This window comes from Pseudoalteromonas sp. A41-2 (genome assembly GCF_015767615.1).
In the GTDB taxonomy this organism is placed as follows: Bacteria; Pseudomonadota; Gammaproteobacteria; order Enterobacterales; family Alteromonadaceae; genus Pseudoalteromonas; species Pseudoalteromonas lipolytica.
Genome location: NZ_CP065231.1, coordinates 2,007,616 through 2,024,303 on the forward strand (window position 1 = coordinate 2,007,616; position 16,688 = coordinate 2,024,303).

Below are 16,688 nucleotides of genomic sequence, written 5' to 3' on the forward strand. Positions count from 1 at the left end.
CTGTGTATAATTAAAAAGAGTGAGCCTGTCATGAATAATGCAACTGCAAAACGTGTTGAAACAGAATTAGACGAAATCCTTGCCCTTGGTACAAAAAAACGACTCGCTTATATGTTTGAAATGGTTCACGAATTTAAACAGATTTGGATCCTTAATGATGAGCACGGCTGTGTAATGCTTACCAATGAAGACGATGACTGCGTACCCGTTTGGCCTAGCCGTGAGTTTGCACAAAGTTGGGCAACCGGAGAGTGGCAAGATTGCGAGCCCAAAGCGATACCCGTCAAAGATTGGTTGAGCCGCTGGACGCCAGGTCTTGAACAAGATGACTTACTGATTGCCGTTTTTCCAACTGAACAAGATGACGGTACTATTTTATTCCCTGACGAATTTGACTCGCAACTAAGAGTGCCAAAAAGACGTTTTTAAATCATGCTTATAACTTAAAAAAGGGAGCAATAGCTCTAATGCCGATCAGTTAAGACTTTAATCGGCGGATCAGTTGAATGATCCCCTCTATATGTAAAAATCCGATAGACCCTGTTTATCGGATTTTTTTATGCACGTATCTCAAGCCCTCAACATCACTAACAGTTACAAACCAAATCAAGTTGAAACACTCGCAGACCTTTTGCCCATTGAACTTATCAATAGTGCTTACGAACTCACTGATACGGTTACTCTAAGAAAGCGAAAGCTCACTTTAGAGTCGATGGCATGGCTACTGGTTGGAATGGCAATCTATAACGATAAGTCCATGGCTGACATTGTAAATATGCTCGATATTGTCGATCGCACAGGCAAGCCATTTGTGGCTCCAAGCGCATTAACACAGCGAAGAAAAAATCTCGGTGAGTCTGCCGCTAAAGCGCTTTTTGAGTGCACACAAAACCATTGGTTTAAGCAGGCTAATTTACCAAACTGGAACGGCCTCACTCTTCTGGGTGTTGATGGTGTCGTATGGCGAACTGAGGATTCAAAAGACAACGCTGAAGCGTTTGCAAAGCCTACCAACCGTGACGGTAAAGAAACACAGTACCCACAGGTACGCATGGTATGCCAGATGGAACTGAGTAGCCATTTAATCACTGGAAGTGCTTTTGATTGTTACACAGTGAATGAAATGAAGCTGGCAGAGCAACTGATAGAAACCACACCAGATAACAGCTTAACCCTTTTCGATAAAGGCTTTTACTCCCTTGGCCTACTTCAAGCGTGGAGCTCGAAAGGCATAAATCGACATTGGCTTATCCCAATGAGAAAAGGACTCAATTATGAAGTTGTTCAGTCCTTCGGTCGTCAAGATAAACTAATAAAACTGAAGAGTAACCCGCAAGCACGTAAGAAGTGGCCAGAGCTAGGGCAAGAAGTCGTTGTGCGTTTAGTTACGAGAGTTAAAGATGGTAAGCAATACAATGTCCTCACCTCAATGCTTGACCCAATGCTCTACCCAAAGTCAGATATCGTAGACTTATACGGATATCGCTGGGAAATTGAACTTGGCTATCGTGAGCAAAAGCAGTACATGCTTGGTAACCGACTCACTCTAAGAAGTCGACTCCCTGAATTAGTGAGACAGGAGCTTTGGGGAATACTGCTGACCTATAACTTGGTCAGGTATCAAATGGTGCAGATGTGTAATACTTTAAATGGAGACTACTTGCCGTATCAACTTAGCTTCAATGGGGCGTTGGCTCATATCATGCGCCTAATAGTAGGGCTTCCATACTCGTCACCGGGAGCAATCCCGAGGCAACTCCAAAACTTCTACTCAATGAGTGAGAGTTTAATACTTGAGCCCAGGCGAGAAAGATCCTTCCCTAGAGTCGTTAAGAAAAAACCAAGCCGATACCCTCGAAAAAACAATGCCGCTCACCTTAAGTGAACGGCATTAGAGCAATAGCTCCCTTTTTTATGCGGCATTTACCGATAGGCTATGATACCAATCCGTAAAATACCTAATCCTGCAAATTTAACAAAAATTATTGACTACTTTGCTAAATGCTCTAAATATAATTCTAATTTTTGTGATTCGTTTAATGTTTTTAACACCGCTTCTTGTTGTGCAAACCAGCTATCGGCAATACCGTCGTTATTTTTATCTTGAACAACAGCAACATCTTTAAATTGAGCTTCATACGCTTGCCAGCTAGGAATAACGTCAAGTTCATGATTAATTAACCCATCCCCTGTTACGGGACGCTTGTCATTGAGTTGGTCATAAACTAACTGATCAATGCTGTCTATGAACACGCCATTTGCATTTCTATTCGCTCCCGCTAACTGATTTTGTGCGATGTCATAAAACACCTGCTTCGCATTCTTTGCTTTAAAATCAGACTCTTTCTCAACTATAATTTTTTTATCACTCAACCAAGGGCTGTTTGCTTGGCTGGCGATACGTTTCCCTTCTTTTTTATTTCTATAATTGACAGCTAACCAGTTTTTATCATCAAACTCTGGGTACCCTTCTAGAATATTTCCAGCGATATAAGCTTGGTTTTTGCTAATGAATGGGGAGAACCAAATATCCGCAAATTGAATGCGCTTGCTCGCTTTACCCGGTTTGTAATAATTCGCTATCAGATTAAATCGCCCATTCTCAGAGCCATACACATTATTGTGTCCCCAATTAAAAATAATATTATTACTCACTTCGATAAATTCATCTGTGAAAGGGTAAGGAGATTTTAGTCTGTGTCCATTTATACGGGGAGTTCTACTTGCATGATTTGCTATTATATTATTAATAAAAGAGGCATTAGCTCCTCCCCAAATACCACCATAACCATGCTTTCCTTTAGGATGAATAGAGTCGTTTAAGCTATATGAAATAATAGAGTTTTGTAATGTGAAATTACGATTATTGTAAAAGCTACCCGTTTCATCAACAGACCAGCTTAGTGAACAATGGTCTATAATAACATTGTTAGAATTGCGCACAGTTAATGCGTCTTCTACCACCTTAAATGTCCCTAATCGAAAACGAATAAACCTAATAATCACATCCTCTGCATTTGAGACAGTAAATGGCGCACCTGAAATGGTAATGCCTCCCGCAGAGGTTTGCCCTGCTAGCGTAATTCGACCGTGGTTTACTTTTAATTCTTTTGACAGCTTAATCACCCCAGACACAGCAAATGTAATAACGCGAGGATGCTTTTGATTAATTGCGTAACGTAAGGTTCCGGGCTCATCTTTGTCTTCGAGGCTCGTTACAATATACAATTTCCCCTCTGCGCCACCTCGAGAGAATTTACCAAACCCTTCAGCACCATCAAAGGCAATAGACCTAGGCGTTAACGACTGACCCATACTATTTGCACTAAATAGTGACACACTCAATGCACCAAACAGTAGCAATAGGACATTTCGACGAAACCGGTATTGTTCACTTTTCATTCAAACCCACCTTTTTGTACCTTATAGAAAAAAACCAGCCTTTATGCTGATTAAAAAATTGACAGTTTAATTAATGCGGTGTTAACTTTATGTTATCTTCATTTGCCACCGGTGGCAAATGGATTTTTAAAAAGAAAATAGAACACAATAAAAGCCTTTTAAAAAGGAACAACAATGAAAACGATAAAACTCAGCGGTATTGCAGCAGCACTTTTGGTTGCCCTGCCCGTCTATGCACAAGACGCACAGACAACCAAACCCGTACCGCAAACAGCGTCTAGTAGTAATGAAAAAACAGCGATAAAGAAAGCCCAAGATGAAGATGATGACATGGAGATCATCGCTGTAACAGGCATTTATCAGGCTGATTTAAAAGCCCGAGCAATGGAACGTGAAAGCAAAGCATTTAGCTCTGTGATTGCTACAGATGATTTAGGTAACTTAGTTGACCAAAATGTCGCTGAGTCTCTACGTCGTGTTCCCGGTGTCACCTTAGAAAGAAGCGAAGGCGAAGGTAAATATGTAGCTGTACGTGGTCTTGGTCCCAAATTTGTGTCGGTAAATATGAATGGCGCGGAACTTTCTGGTGCAGGTGATGACCGAAAAGTCGGCCTTGATGGCATAACGGGTGACTCTCTTGGTGCAATTGAGGTGTTTAAAACGCTCACACCTGATATGAACTTAAACTCAATCGGTGGCGCAGTAAACGTAAAAGCTATTTCGGCTTATGACCGTGGTGACAATACACTGAAAATAAAACTTCAAGATTCTTACAATGAAATGAGAGAGGCACATTCACCGAAGTTTAGTATTGATGGTACACAGTTGTTATTTGATGACAAAGTTGGTATTGGCTTTGCAGCCAGCTATGAAGACAGACAAACACAAGTCGATGAAGTACGTCATCACAGCTCTCGTGATATGAACTTTTTAAAAGGGGGTATTGGTCTCTCTGAAACAGAATTAGCAAATGCAGAAGAAATTTTAATCCCTGCACAGCTCGAAAACCGTCGCGAAATAGCGGATCGTAAACGTACCAATGCCACACTGAATGTCGAATTCAAACCAAATGAAGACAGCTTTTACTATATTCGTGGTAATTATTCAAAATACACCGACGACGATATCGCTCAACGTGAATTTTATAACTTTTATAATGGCGATCAAGAAGACGAAGTTATTTATGTTAACCCACAAACTAAGGAGTTTGCACTTTCAGATATTGATGTTTACAACCAGTATTTTATTCAAGAAGGTGAAACTGTAACCACCAACTATAGCTTTGGTGGTGAAAACTACTTTGCTGAGTCGTGGCGCGTAGATTATGAATATGCTTACTCTAAAACAGACGATGAATCAGTGGGTGATCGTCGTGTGCAATTCCGCGAACGAGAAAATATCGTTTATGGCAAGGCTGGCCGTGATTTTATTACTGCGAAAGTATTAACGCCTTCTGAAGCTGCGGCTCTTGGTGGTTTTGAGCTTGACCCAGACAATGATGTTTTTGCTGGTGAGGCCGACGGTGATTTAAGCGATCTTTCTAATATGCAATACGATAACCTATTCATGGAAGACAGCACCCGCACAGACGAAATCACAAGCTTTAAACTTAACTTTCAAAAGGAGTTTGATAGTCAGTTTTTAAATTCTATAAAGTTTGGGGGCACCTATAACGAACGTGAACACTATAGAGATAAAGATCGTTGGAGTTACACGATAAATGCTGATGATTGCGATGGTAATGAAACCTGTATCGCTGTTGCTAACTCTAATATTACCGATTATGACTATAGTGTGCCCGCTGGTGATTTATTCACCTACCCTTTAGTGTCCGCGCAGGATGTTGAGTACATGGTTGATTCAACAAAAATTACGCGCGAAAATGCCACCGGTGGCGAAGTGTCAATCGACAGCACTAAAGAAGACTATATACTCACCGAGGACACGTATGCCGCTTATGTTATGGCAGAACTGCAGTTATCAGAAAAAGTAAGCGTAATAACGGGTGTGCGTTATGCGCATACCGAGTTTTCGTCGACTGGTTTTATGTCACTTGAAAATGACGATTGGTCATTTGGTGGTGAGCATACCTTAGATATTGCAGTTCCGTTACCTGAATCATCAATAACTTACAGTGAATACTTCCCTAGTATGCATCTTCGTTATGAACCAAATGAAACGATGTTAGTTAGAACCTCTTTATGGACCAGCTACACTCGCCCTTCGTTTAAACAAGCACGAGGATATGCACGGTTTGATGATGATATCAGTTTATGCGACCCCACAACCAATACATGTTATAGCGAACCCGATGGGCAAAGTGCATTAGAATTACAAAACTATATTTTGGGGCCCGACAATGCACTTCAAGTTGGTAACCCAAATCTTGTCGCAATGACATCAGACAACTTTGACGCCTCATTTGGTTGGTATCCTTCCAAAGAATTATTCGTTGAAGTAGCTGTTTTCTATAAAAATATTGATAACTTCATTGTTGATGTCAGTGGTATTCAAATGGGGTTAGATGAGCTACCTCTTACATTACCTGTTGATCATGTTTCTGACTTCGCGATTCCACAAGACTTAGTCATAAATCAAGTTGATATCACCTTAAACGGTGATAAAGCAACCGTGTATGGTATGGAGCTTAGTTATAACCAGTTTTTTGAAAACGGCTTATTTTGGCAAAGTAATATGACCGTCGTCAGTAGTGAGTCAAAACTCGATGACACCATACGCTATGAAAAAATGCCGTTACCAGGCCAAGCAGATATTACCGCTAATATTGCGCTGGGTTGGGAGAATAAAACAGCGTCACTTAGGCTAATCAGTAATTACCGTTCCGATATTTTAGAGCAAGTAGGCTCTTGCCCTATTTCAGCAGACAAAAATGATGCTAAAGCATGTAAAACATGGGCTGATATCTACCAAGATGACATATTAACCTTTGACATAAAAGCGACTTACGACTTCAACGAACACCTTTCATTCTACTTTGATGCAATCAATATCACCGACGAGTCAGACCTTCGTTATTTCACCGGTAATGATCAGTCTGGCGGCGAGATTTTGTATCAACGAGAAGATTATGGTCGGACATATCAACTAGGAATGAATTATAAGTTCTACTAATAATTCAACTACTTAAAACAACAATAATCACTGAACACACGCGTTTGTGTTGCTAAACGCGTTCATCCTTGGAGGGATGTATGAATAGCACAATTAAAATTCCATCTTGCTTATTGCTTGCAGCCGTACTTGCAGGCTGCGGCGAAGAAAGCTCTGTCAACGTAAAAGAGGCGCCACTCCCCCCTATTCAAGGGGTTTTTATAGATAGCCCTGTCGCCGGATTGACCTATAACAGCCCGTCTGTGACAAACGGTAAAACGGACAGTAATGGCCAATTTGATTATTTCCGTGGTGAAGCGATCACATTTTCTATTGGTGAGCTGACATTTCCAAGTGTCGCGGCCAGCAATGTTGTCACTCCACTGAGCGTATTCTCTACAGACACCGTATTTCATCCTGCTGTAATCAATAGTTTGCGTTTATTGCAGTCGTTAGATGTGGATGGTGACACCAGTAACGGTATTACCATTAGTGACGCAGCAGCACAGGCTGCCGTAATGGAATTAGCCCAAGGACAAACACCTGCAGAATTCTTTGCCAGTGACGATTTTGACGAAAAGGTAAATCAATGGCTTGCTAACGCTGGGGGAGCAAATACCAGCTTAGTGAGTGCTGATACTGCCATTATGCATTTTGTAGATTTTATTTTTGAGCAGTATAACAGTACACAGCCTCTCGCCTTCACTCCTGCCGACTTCACGGGAACAATTTATAACCCCGTTGTAAAAGGGGCAAAAGCGAGTATTGAAATGTGGCAGTTTACACCCAGTGAAGAAGGAGCAAGCACGGGGTCATTCACTAAGCTTGTCGATGGGAATGAAACGCTTGTTGGCAGCTATGAGTTTCAGTTTGGTAATCGCGTTTTAGTATTAACAACCAGTGAAGGTGATACACCGACTAAGCATTATTTAATTTCTCGCTCGCACAACACTGTCAATAATACCTTTAGTGTGTGCTCTACAAATGATGCAGCACAGCTTGCAACATTAGTACTTAGCTGTGATAACAACGATGATGCATACGACAATATTTTAGCATTTGATGAACAGCAAGCCCAAAATGAGTTGGTAAAGCTTAGTGAACTTGCTGAACAAACCGGTCTTGCGTTAAACGAAGAATTCGATACCGACACTGATACATTCTTCTCATCCAGTTATAAAAGTCTCTCTGATGAGCAAGGAAGTGGGCCTCTTTATTTTAAATCTGGCGGCAGTGCCATTATCAATGAATTGGGTCAGCTTGTTTTGGAAGGTGACCGTTTCACAATCGGTAATACCCTACCTGGTAAAGAATCATCGCCAAGCGATACAACGGGTGTGGGGATATACAATTTAAGCGAAGGCTTCACTATTAGCTTTGACGTTATTAGCCATAATGGTGCAGGCTCTCTTTCTTTATACGTTGATAACAATACAACAAGCCAAAGTAACTCTGTGCATGCTGATGCATCAAAGTTTTATGGAAAATCGATTGATGAAACCAACCTGCCTGTCGGACAACGCTTCTCTTATACTTATATACCTGGGCAAGATGTTAATACAGGAACTGAATTAACGCACCCAGATGCACGCGGTATCCTGAGCGCAGATATTAAAAACTCTTACTTTCAAATCAGAACCGATTCAGCCGCTTTATTAGTCATAGATAATCTAAAAATAGAAACAGTTGCGACAGATGTGCCAGAAGTTGAGCCTCCTGTTGAACCGCCAATTGATCCACCTGCAACAGGTGAGATCCCCACTGTTGAACTGCCTTACACAAACGATTTTACGACTGTTACTGGTGATATTTTTTCTGTCGACTATCAAAAAATAGTTGATAGTCAAGGTAATGAAGTTCCGATGTTTTCAAAAACTGGAGGATCCGTCACCGTCGTGGAAAACGGCTTAGAACTGGACGGGGGCCGATTCACTTTGGGTAATACCACTGCGGGCGTGGAAACCAGCGAAAATGATACAAACTCAACGGGGGTATTTGATTTATCAAGGCCTTACCAAGTCGTCATGGATATTGTCAGTGCTAGCGATCCTGAAGGTGACAACAAGTTCCAAATCTATGTCGACAACAATACATCAAGTAGCTCTAAATCGATGCACGGTGGTGAATCTCGTTTCTTCAACAAGTTAATCAATGACTTAGTTGTTGGCGAAACCTTAGTCGTACCCGGAAAACTCGCTACCAAGAACTCTTTTTTACAATTGCGTACCGAGACAGGCGGTAAAGTAGTGATTAATAATTTACGCATTGAGTACGTTGAAGACCCAAGTATCTTTAAGTGTTCAGATGCACCTGAACTGTATTTTTGTGATGATTTTGAAAGTGGTGATTTGAGCAACTGGAAAATTTTAGCAACGCCTACTAACGTAGACGGTGCCATGGGTGAATTCGATATTTTAAATATCAACGGGAATAACATGATGCGATACACCGCAGGCAACGCAGGCGGTGAACTTATTTTAGCCACAGACGAAGCAATGCAAAATATCCCACAAACAGGTAATTATTTTGTAGAAGCGAAAATTCGTCCTCGTCAAAACAGTACAACAGCAAACAAACAGTTGTACATGATGGCCCGTTATCAAGATACAGGAAACTGGTATGGTGGCGGTTTAAATGTGCAAAACTCATCTAGTAGCACGCGAGTAGAAGTTGCTGTCAGCACCGAGGGCTCTATTGCACGCCCTGTTCAGGCAAGTACACCTATTTTACTCGGCGAAAAAGGTGGCACAGAAGACGGTGTTTGGTACACCACCCGTTTTGAATTAATCAATGATCAATTAACCATTTACTTAAATGGTGAAAACTTAGGCTCAGTGAGTGATACAAATTACAGCGCACGTGGGCTAATAGGTTTATTTACTAATAACCGTTCATTTGAATTGGATGACTTAAAAGTTGGCGATCCGACTATCAAACCCATTCAACTCACACTGGATTACAAGGACCCTAACTGGGACACCTCAACGACAGCTGAACCATTAACAATTAATGTCACCGCCATTAAAAATGATGGGGTAACAATTGATGAATTCACAGTGACTTCAACTGATGACAAAATTGTCAGTGTCGATATCAATGGGAGTGTAATTACTCTCACCCCAATGGCGGCCGGTAATGCCACGATTACGTTCGTCTCTGGTTCTGATAGTACCATAACCCGAACAATAGAGGTGAGTGTGGCTGAAGGTTTTGTCATGCCAACAACTGACTATGGCGACTTAACTGGAAAGTTATTTCCTGAAAAAAACAGTGCCAATCAATTTATTGATACGCAATTTAGCCTTACATTTGATAATGAACCAAGTTTAGGCGCTTTAGGTGAAGTACGTATTTATAAAGTCAGCGATAACAGTTTAGTCGATACCCTTACCGTTGGTAAAAACATTGACCACATTGGTTTTGCTGGACAAGCTAAAGTTCGCTCTGTTTACTACTATCCACTGCAGCTAAATGGGAACACACTCACCATTAAACCACGCAATAATACCCTTGAGTATGGACATACATACCGTGTTGTAATTGGTGATGATGTCGTGGTTGGTGCAATGTTAAATGGTCAAGAATTTAGTGGCCTAGGTGATAACAGTCAATGGGACTTTGTCACTAAAGTAAGCATGCCTGCAGGTAATCAGCTGCTCGTTGATGATGAAGGTGCGGCAGACTTTAGAACTGTGCAAGGTGCACTTAATTTTGCTATGCAGTACTTGGGCAAAGATGAGCACACCACTGTCTCCATAAAAGACGGCATCTATAACGAACTGTTATTTTTACGCGATAAAAACAACCTCACTATTCAAGGTGAAAGCCAAGAAAACACCGTTATTCAATATGAGAATTACGAGTCTATGAATGGCGGCACGGGTGGCAGTGCACCTATTAGCACAGGAACACCTAACGGAGGTAGAAGTGTGTTTTTAGTAGAAGGTGTCGACATGCTGACCCTTAATAATCTCACCCTTAAAAATACGCATATTCGTAATAAAGTGGATTCAAACCAAGCAGAAACTATTTATTTCAATAGCCCGTACCGCCTAGTTGCGAACAATGCCCGCTTTAAAAGTGAACAAGATACCCTCCTGTTAAAAGGATACTCATGGTTCTACAACACGCTTGTTGCAGGGAATGTTGATTTTATTTGGGGTTACCCAACAACGGCGTTATTCGAGAGTTCAGAGATCCGTACAATCGGTGATTCAAAAGACGGTGATCCTTTAACTGACTCAGCGGGTGGCTATGTTTTACAAGCGCGTGTACCTGTAGAAACAGACCCTGGTTTTATTTTCTTGAATAGTCGATTCACACACGGTCCTGGCCCCATTGGCAATGATGTTTTAGATAACTCAACATACATTGCAAGAAGTGGAGGCAGCGATACATACTTTGATAATATAACCTTAATAAACAATAGGTTTGATACACATATCGCTAAAATTGGCTGGGCTGTTCAAGGTGTAAATAATCAACCTGCTCCTAACCCTAGCGTTGCCACAGCAACCAGTGGTTGGCGCGAATATGGCAGTATGGATTTAGACGGTAATCCACTTGATTTATCTGAACGCGAAGGTGGCTATATTCTTTCAGATTCAGAAGTCAGCGAGCTGCTAGACCGCGAAAACATTTTTGCAGATTATAACGACGGTCAAGGATGGAGTCCAAAACCACTTGCTATTCCTCAACTACCGGATGAGCCTGTCAGCATTGCGCCAATCAATCCTAGTCGAGGGTTTGCAGGGTATAACTATAATATCACCGGAGGTGAAGGCGGTACTGTTGTTACTGTTGATAATGGGGCTTCATTAAAAGCAGCCCTAGCACAAGCGAAGTCTTCAGCATCCGCTATTACTATCTATGTTGATGGTGTAATCACAGATGCTAACAGTGGCGGTGATAATAAATCTATTGAAATTAAAGATATGAATAATGTCTCAATTATCGGTGTGGCTGATAGAGGTGAGTTTAATGGGATTGGCATTGCTATTCGCCGCGCTAACAACATTATCATCCAAAACTTAAAAATTCATGAAGTACTCACTGGTGGTAAAGACGGAATTTCAATTGAAGGTGATGAAAACGAAACAACAGCAAACATTTGGATTGACCATAATGAGTTGTATTCTTCGCTCTCCGTGGATCAAGACTATTATGATGGCTTAATTGACTCTAAGTCGGGTGCTGAGAACATTACCATTTCTTACAACTATATACATGATAGTTGGAAAACTTCATTACATGGCCATAGTGACAATGACGACAGCAGTAATAAAAACCGTCATATCACCTTCCATCACAACCGCTTTGAAAATATTGTCTCTCGGGTCCCTTTATTTAGGTTCGGTAATGGTCATATTTTCAATAACTACTATAACAATATCACTTCAAGTGCAATTAATTCACGCATGGGAGCTGAGCTACACATAGAGAATAATTACTTTGAAAATACCAAGAACCCTGTGGTTTCTTTTTATTCAGCACAGATTGGTTATTGGGACACATCAGGTAATTATCTAGGCGAAGGCATTACATGGAGTGATGCGGCAGATGGGGATGTACGAGCAGAAGTGACTGAAAACGGCATGACGCCAACCAGCTCATATAAAGCACCTTATGAATATACGCTTACGCCTGTAATGGATGTTAAAGCACATGTACTTGCTCATGCAGGTGTTGGTAAGCTGGATCAAAGTGATTTAAACATTCCTGATATTCAGTCTCCAACGGAGCCTCCTATTCAAGAACCACTTGGATTGCCCTTTACTGAAAACTTCTCTGCTGCTAATACTGATGAGTTTTTTAGTAACAGCTATCGTGATATTTCAGGATCTGCGGGTAACGAACAAGCGCTGTTCTACCGTGTAACAGGTAATGTTGACGTCGCAGGCGGACAGTTAACAATGACTGGCGCTAGAATTAGCATTGCTAACACAACCCCAAGTACCAGTACGACAGGAAATGACACCGAAACAACAGGCTTGCTTGATTTATCAAACAACTACCAAGTAACGTTCAAAGTTGCAGCGGTAGCTGGAAACACAGCCAAAAACTTTCAAATTTATGTCGATAACAATACTTCGGGTAGTAGCAATTCAATTCATGGCACTGCGTCTAAGTTTTATTCTGTGCCGCTGTCTGACTTAACAGCAGGCCAAACTTATACTGTGGATGGACTCGTTGCAACCAGCACTTCATTCATCACCATAAGAACGGAAAGTGAAGCGACTATCACATTGGATGAAATAAGCATTCAATAGTGCATTTCGCATTACGCTATAAACCTCGCAATTGCGGGGTTTATTTTTTTATAAAGAAAATTTGATAAAAATAGACAAGTATATAAAAAGGAAATGGCGGTGACGGAGAGATTCGAACTCTCGATACGTTGCCGTATACACACTTTCCAGGCGTGCTCCTTCAGCCACTCGGACACGTCACCTAAAGCGTTAACTGATTAACGCGGCGTTATAGTATGAAAACAACCCTACATACGCAAGGGGTTTTTAAAATAGCGAACTTAAGTGGCTAGTAAACAAACAAAAAAGGCAAGGTATGTACACCTTGCCTTTCATTTCTATCGCAACAATTCTTAGCGTTGTAGTGTCGCAGAGAACTCTAACATGCGATTAAGCGATTTTAACGCGCCTTCGCGTAAGTCCATATCAACAAACACTTCTTTGCCTTGTGGGTCTGTTAGGGCTTCTTCAATCGCTTTTAAGCCGTTCATAGCCATCCACGGGCAATGTGCACAGCTTTTACATGTTGCGCCTTCACCGGCTGTAGGTGCTTCAAAGAATTCTTTCTCTGGGCATAACTGCTGCATTTTATAAAAAATACCGCGGTCTGTCGCCACGATGAACTTTTTGTTGTCCATGGTTTGCGCAGCTTTAATTAGTTGGCTTGTTGAACCAACAGCATCAGCAAGGGCAACAATCTCAGCAGGAGACTCTGGGTGTACTAACACCGCTGCATCTGGGTGTAGGGCTTTCATGTCCTTTAACGCTTTGGTTTTAAACTCGTCATGAACGATACACGCGCCATTCCACATAATCATATCGGCACCGGTATTCTTTTGAATATAAGAACCTAGGTGCTTGTCTGGACCCCAAATGATTTTTTCGCCTTGCTCATCTAAGTGCTCAACGATTTCAAGCGCACATGATGAGGTAACAATCCAATCGGCGCGTGCTTTTACCGCCGTAGAGGTGTTAGCGTACACCACTACTTTACGATCTGGGTGCTGATCACAAAACGCAGAAAACTCTTCAATTGGGCACCCTACGTCTAATGAACAGGTCGCAGCCAAAGTTGGCATTACGACTGTTTTGTTTGGCGTTAAGATTTTTGCTGTTTCGCCCATAAAACGCACGCCGGCGACAACAATAATATCCGCATCGTGTTTAGCACCAAAACGTGCCATCTCTAACGAGTCGGCCACACAGCCGCCTGTTTCTTCAGCAAGTGCTTGAATTTCAGGATCCGTATAGTAATGGGCAACAAGAACTGCATTCTTGTCTATTAGTAATTGTTTAATACGTGCTTTGTACTCAGCTTGCTCATCTTTTGATAACGGCGCTGGCTTTGGAGGAAAGATATAATCCTCAGGCATAATTTGTTCAGCTAGACTCATTTCTCGACCACTTAGTCCACAGTGCATTCATGGCGCGAATTATACGAGAATATAACGCTAAAGAACAGTATTGCTGAGTGCTGTTAAAGATAATTAAGGGATAACTTAGATAAAAAAGATAAATTAAGCGTGGTGGGTCATGATGGACTTGAACCATCGACCAATGGATTAAAAGTCCACTGCTCTACCAACTGAGCTAATGACCCGCTCTGATATGTGATGCGTAAATCCGCCGATATACATGACCATTCAAAAAGAATGGTGGGTCATGATGGACTTGAACCATCGACCAATGGATTAAAAGTCCACTGCTCTACCAACTGAGCTAATGACCCGCTCTTGATATGTGATGCGTAAATCCGCCGATATAAATAACCATTCAAAAGAATGGTGGGTCATGATGGACTTGAACCATCGACCAATGGATTAAAAGTCCACTGCTCTACCAACTGAGCTAATGACCCGCTCTATTGCTTACTAAAAGCTATACGTAAATCCGTCGATTTTAGATTACCATTCTAAAAAGAATGGTGGGTCATGATGGACTTGAACCATCGACCAATGGATTAAAAGTCCACTGCTCTACCAACTGAGCTAATGACCCGCTCTATTGCTTATTAAAAGCTGCGTAAATCCGCCGATATTAACAGTACCATTCAAAAAGAATGGTGGGTCATGATGGACTTGAACCATCGACCAATGGATTAAAAGTCCACTGCTCTACCAACTGAGCTAATGACCCGCTCTGCTGCTTATTAAAAGCTGCGTAAATCCGCCGATATGTAACTGTACCATTCAAAGAATGGTGGGTCATGATGGACTTGAACCATCGACCAATGGATTAAAAGTCCACTGCTCTACCAACTGAGCTAATGACCCGCTCTGTTACGTTATTAAAGCTGCGTAAATCCGCCGATATCTAAAAGTATACCATTAAAAATAATGGTGGGTCATGATGGACTTGAACCATCGACCAATGGATTAAAAGTCCACTGCTCTACCAACTGAGCTAATGACCCGCTCTTTTAGCCGCATTTTGGCTGTTGTTACCAATCGCCTGCTGCGGGCGCTTATAATACTTATTTAAATGCTGAGTGCAACAGAAAATATCTCTTTTTTTAAGTTTTTATGTCTAGTTGCCTAATTTTAGACCGCTTAAGTCAAAAAGCAGTCTAATCAGGTCAAATCTACAGTTGCGACAGACGTTCTGTGGCTAATTTAGCAGCGGTTGTACTTGGGTACTGATTAATTAAATCATTAAAGGTTTTAAGGGCTTGTTCACCTAAACCTTGATCAACAAGTAAGTTGCCTAACTTCAACATAGCATCAGGGCGTTTATTCGAATTCGGAAATTCATTCACAACCACTTTAAAGTGTTTGGTTGCAGCAGCGGGATCGTTTTGAATTGTTAAAAGCTGCCCTAACCAATAATGCGCGTTTGACGCATACACTGAATTTGGATAAGTCGTTAAGAATGTTTGGAACTCAGGAATTGCTTGCTCATAACGCTTATCTTTCATAATTAGCGCCACAGCACGCTCATAGGCTTCATTTTCAGATAAGTCTGAGCTGATAGTCTGTGATGCATTTATATCTGTGTAAGTGTTCGTTGGCTGAGTTGCTGCCGCAGGCTGAGAATAGGCCTGACTAACGCGATTCTCAATTTCTTGATAAAGCTCACGTTGACGTTGAAGTACTTTTTCAAGCTTATAGCTTTGCTCTTCAGTAATGCCACGAACCTGACTCACTTCGTCTTGTAATATATTCAACTGCTGCTGAAGCTCAGCTTGCAATAAATTACGTGACTTCATCATGTTTTCTAATGCGATTAAACGCTTCTCTATGCTCGATTGCGAGCTTGCAGCTTCTGAAACAGGAGCGGGAGCAGCCCATAACTGGGTGCTCCCGCTTAAGATCATTGCTGCCAAAATAATTTTCGGCTTCATAATGTCTCTTTCTTAGTAAACTAATACTGCGCGACGGTTTTTAGCGAACGCTTCTTCAGTGCGAGATTTAACCATTGGCTTCTCTTCACCATAGCTCACTACCGACATTTGGCTAGCAGAAACACCTAAGCTTTGTAGATATTTTTCTACTGCTTGACCACGGTGCTCACCTAATGCGATGTTGTATTCAGGCGTACCGCGCTCATCTGCGTGACCTTCGATTAGTACTTTAACTGAAGGGTTTTGTACTAAGAACTCAGCGTGTGCTTGTAGAAGCTCAGCGTATTTGCTTTGGATTTTAGCGTTATCAAAACCAAAGTAAATGATTTGTTCTTGACGTAACGCTTCGTATTTTTCACGAAGTGCTTCTTCAGCTTGTTGCTCTGGAGTAAGCGTTGCAACTTCAACTGTATCATTGTTGTTTGCTTGCTCAACCGCACCTTGGTTTGTTTGGTTTGCAGCACCTTCGTCAACACCTGAAGAAGAGCTACATGCTGCTAAAGTCATCACTGGCACAGCAATTAGCAGGCCTTTTAAAGTTTTATTAAGTTGCATTGAATTGATTCCTATATTGAGTAAACCAGTAA

At 41.5% G+C, this 16,688-nt stretch carries 8 protein-coding genes and 8 tRNA genes; 4 read left to right on the forward strand and 12 right to left on the reverse strand.

All coding sequences use genetic code 11. The features are described 5' to 3' along the window. Positions 1-30: 30 nt before the first annotated feature. Positions 31-429, forward strand: a complete 399-nt coding sequence (locus IT970_RS09150; protein WP_074989413.1) for a DUF2750 domain-containing protein — start codon at positions 31-33, stop codon at positions 427-429. A 130-nt stretch (positions 430-559) separates the two neighbouring features. Next, positions 560-1,885 (forward strand): IS4 family transposase, encoded by a 1,326-nt coding sequence (locus tag IT970_RS09155; protein ID WP_196857248.1) that lies wholly within the window; start codon positions 560-562, stop codon positions 1,883-1,885. 104 nt (positions 1,886-1,989) lie between these two features. Here the strand turns inward: IT970_RS09155 and IT970_RS09160 are convergent, their stop codons facing one another. Then, positions 1,990-3,402, reverse strand: coding sequence for a pectate lyase family protein (locus tag IT970_RS09160; RefSeq protein ID WP_196857249.1), 1,413 nt, complete (start codon positions 3,400-3,402; stop codon positions 1,990-1,992). A gap of 174 nt (positions 3,403-3,576) precedes the next feature. Between IT970_RS09160 and IT970_RS09165 the strand changes: the two genes are divergently transcribed. Beyond that, positions 3,577-6,534: a TonB-dependent receptor gene (locus tag IT970_RS09165; protein WP_196857250.1), complete on the forward strand. Its 2,958-nt coding sequence runs from the start codon at positions 3,577-3,579 to the stop codon at positions 6,532-6,534. An 80-nt stretch (positions 6,535-6,614) separates the two neighbouring features. Next, positions 6,615-12,782 (forward strand): pectate lyase family protein, encoded by a 6,168-nt coding sequence (locus IT970_RS09170; RefSeq protein WP_196857251.1) that lies wholly within the window; start codon positions 6,615-6,617, stop codon positions 12,780-12,782. Between the two features lie 94 nt (positions 12,783-12,876). On the opposite strand, the gene IT970_RS09175 is transcribed toward IT970_RS09170, so the two are convergent. From IT970_RS09175 to pal, 11 genes are all read right to left on the reverse strand, one after another. Then, positions 12,877-12,964: transfer RNA gene (locus IT970_RS09175), tRNA-Ser, on the reverse strand. Between the two features lie 150 nt (positions 12,965-13,114). Next, complete coding sequence (nadA, locus tag IT970_RS09180) at positions 13,115-14,155, reverse strand: quinolinate synthase NadA (RefSeq protein ID WP_036967789.1); 1,041 nt, start codon at positions 14,153-14,155, stop codon at positions 13,115-13,117. A gap of 130 nt (positions 14,156-14,285) precedes the next feature. Then, positions 14,286-14,361: transfer RNA gene (locus IT970_RS09185), tRNA-Lys, on the reverse strand. A 53-nt stretch (positions 14,362-14,414) separates the two neighbouring features. Beyond that, positions 14,415-14,490: transfer RNA gene (locus IT970_RS09190), tRNA-Lys, on the reverse strand. Positions 14,491-14,543: 53 nt separating this feature from the next. Continuing rightward, positions 14,544-14,619, reverse strand: a tRNA-Lys gene (locus IT970_RS09195). 64 nt (positions 14,620-14,683) lie between these two features. Then, positions 14,684-14,759, reverse strand: a tRNA-Lys gene (locus tag IT970_RS09200). Between the two features lie 62 nt (positions 14,760-14,821). Further along, positions 14,822-14,897, reverse strand: a tRNA-Lys gene (locus IT970_RS09205). A gap of 61 nt (positions 14,898-14,958) precedes the next feature. Continuing rightward, positions 14,959-15,034: transfer RNA gene (locus tag IT970_RS09210), tRNA-Lys, on the reverse strand. 64 nt (positions 15,035-15,098) lie between these two features. Beyond that, positions 15,099-15,174, reverse strand: a tRNA-Lys gene (locus IT970_RS09215). Positions 15,175-15,342: 168 nt separating this feature from the next. Next, positions 15,343-16,101, reverse strand: a complete 759-nt coding sequence (ybgF, locus tag IT970_RS09220; protein WP_036967786.1) for a tol-pal system protein YbgF — start codon at positions 16,099-16,101, stop codon at positions 15,343-15,345. A gap of 12 nt (positions 16,102-16,113) precedes the next feature. Continuing rightward, positions 16,114-16,656 (reverse strand): peptidoglycan-associated lipoprotein Pal, encoded by a 543-nt coding sequence (pal, locus tag IT970_RS09225; protein WP_036967784.1) that lies wholly within the window; start codon positions 16,654-16,656, stop codon positions 16,114-16,116. Positions 16,657-16,688: the final 32 nt, after the last annotated feature.

Coding starts and splice junctions, on each gene's coding strand:
- IT970_RS09165 (WP_196857250.1), top strand. CDS start 3,577: ATGAAAACGATAAAACTCAGCGGTATTGCAGCAGCACTTTTGGTTGCC.
- IT970_RS09170 (WP_196857251.1), top strand. CDS start 6,615: ATGAATAGCACAATTAAAATTCCATCTTGCTTATTGCTTGCAGCCGTA.
- pal (WP_036967784.1), bottom strand. CDS start 16,656: ATGCAACTTAATAAAACTTTAAAAGGCCTGCTAATTGCTGTGCCAGTG.
- IT970_RS09155 (WP_196857248.1), top strand. CDS start 560: ATGCACGTATCTCAAGCCCTCAACATCACTAACAGTTACAAACCAAAT.
- ybgF (WP_036967786.1), bottom strand. CDS start 16,101: ATGAAGCCGAAAATTATTTTGGCAGCAATGATCTTAAGCGGGAGCACC.
- IT970_RS09150 (WP_074989413.1), top strand. CDS start 31: ATGAATAATGCAACTGCAAAACGTGTTGAAACAGAATTAGACGAAATC.
- IT970_RS09160 (WP_196857249.1), bottom strand. CDS start 3,402: ATGAAAAGTGAACAATACCGGTTTCGTCGAAATGTCCTATTGCTACTG.
- nadA (WP_036967789.1), bottom strand. CDS start 14,155: ATGAGTCTAGCTGAACAAATTATGCCTGAGGATTATATCTTTCCTCCA.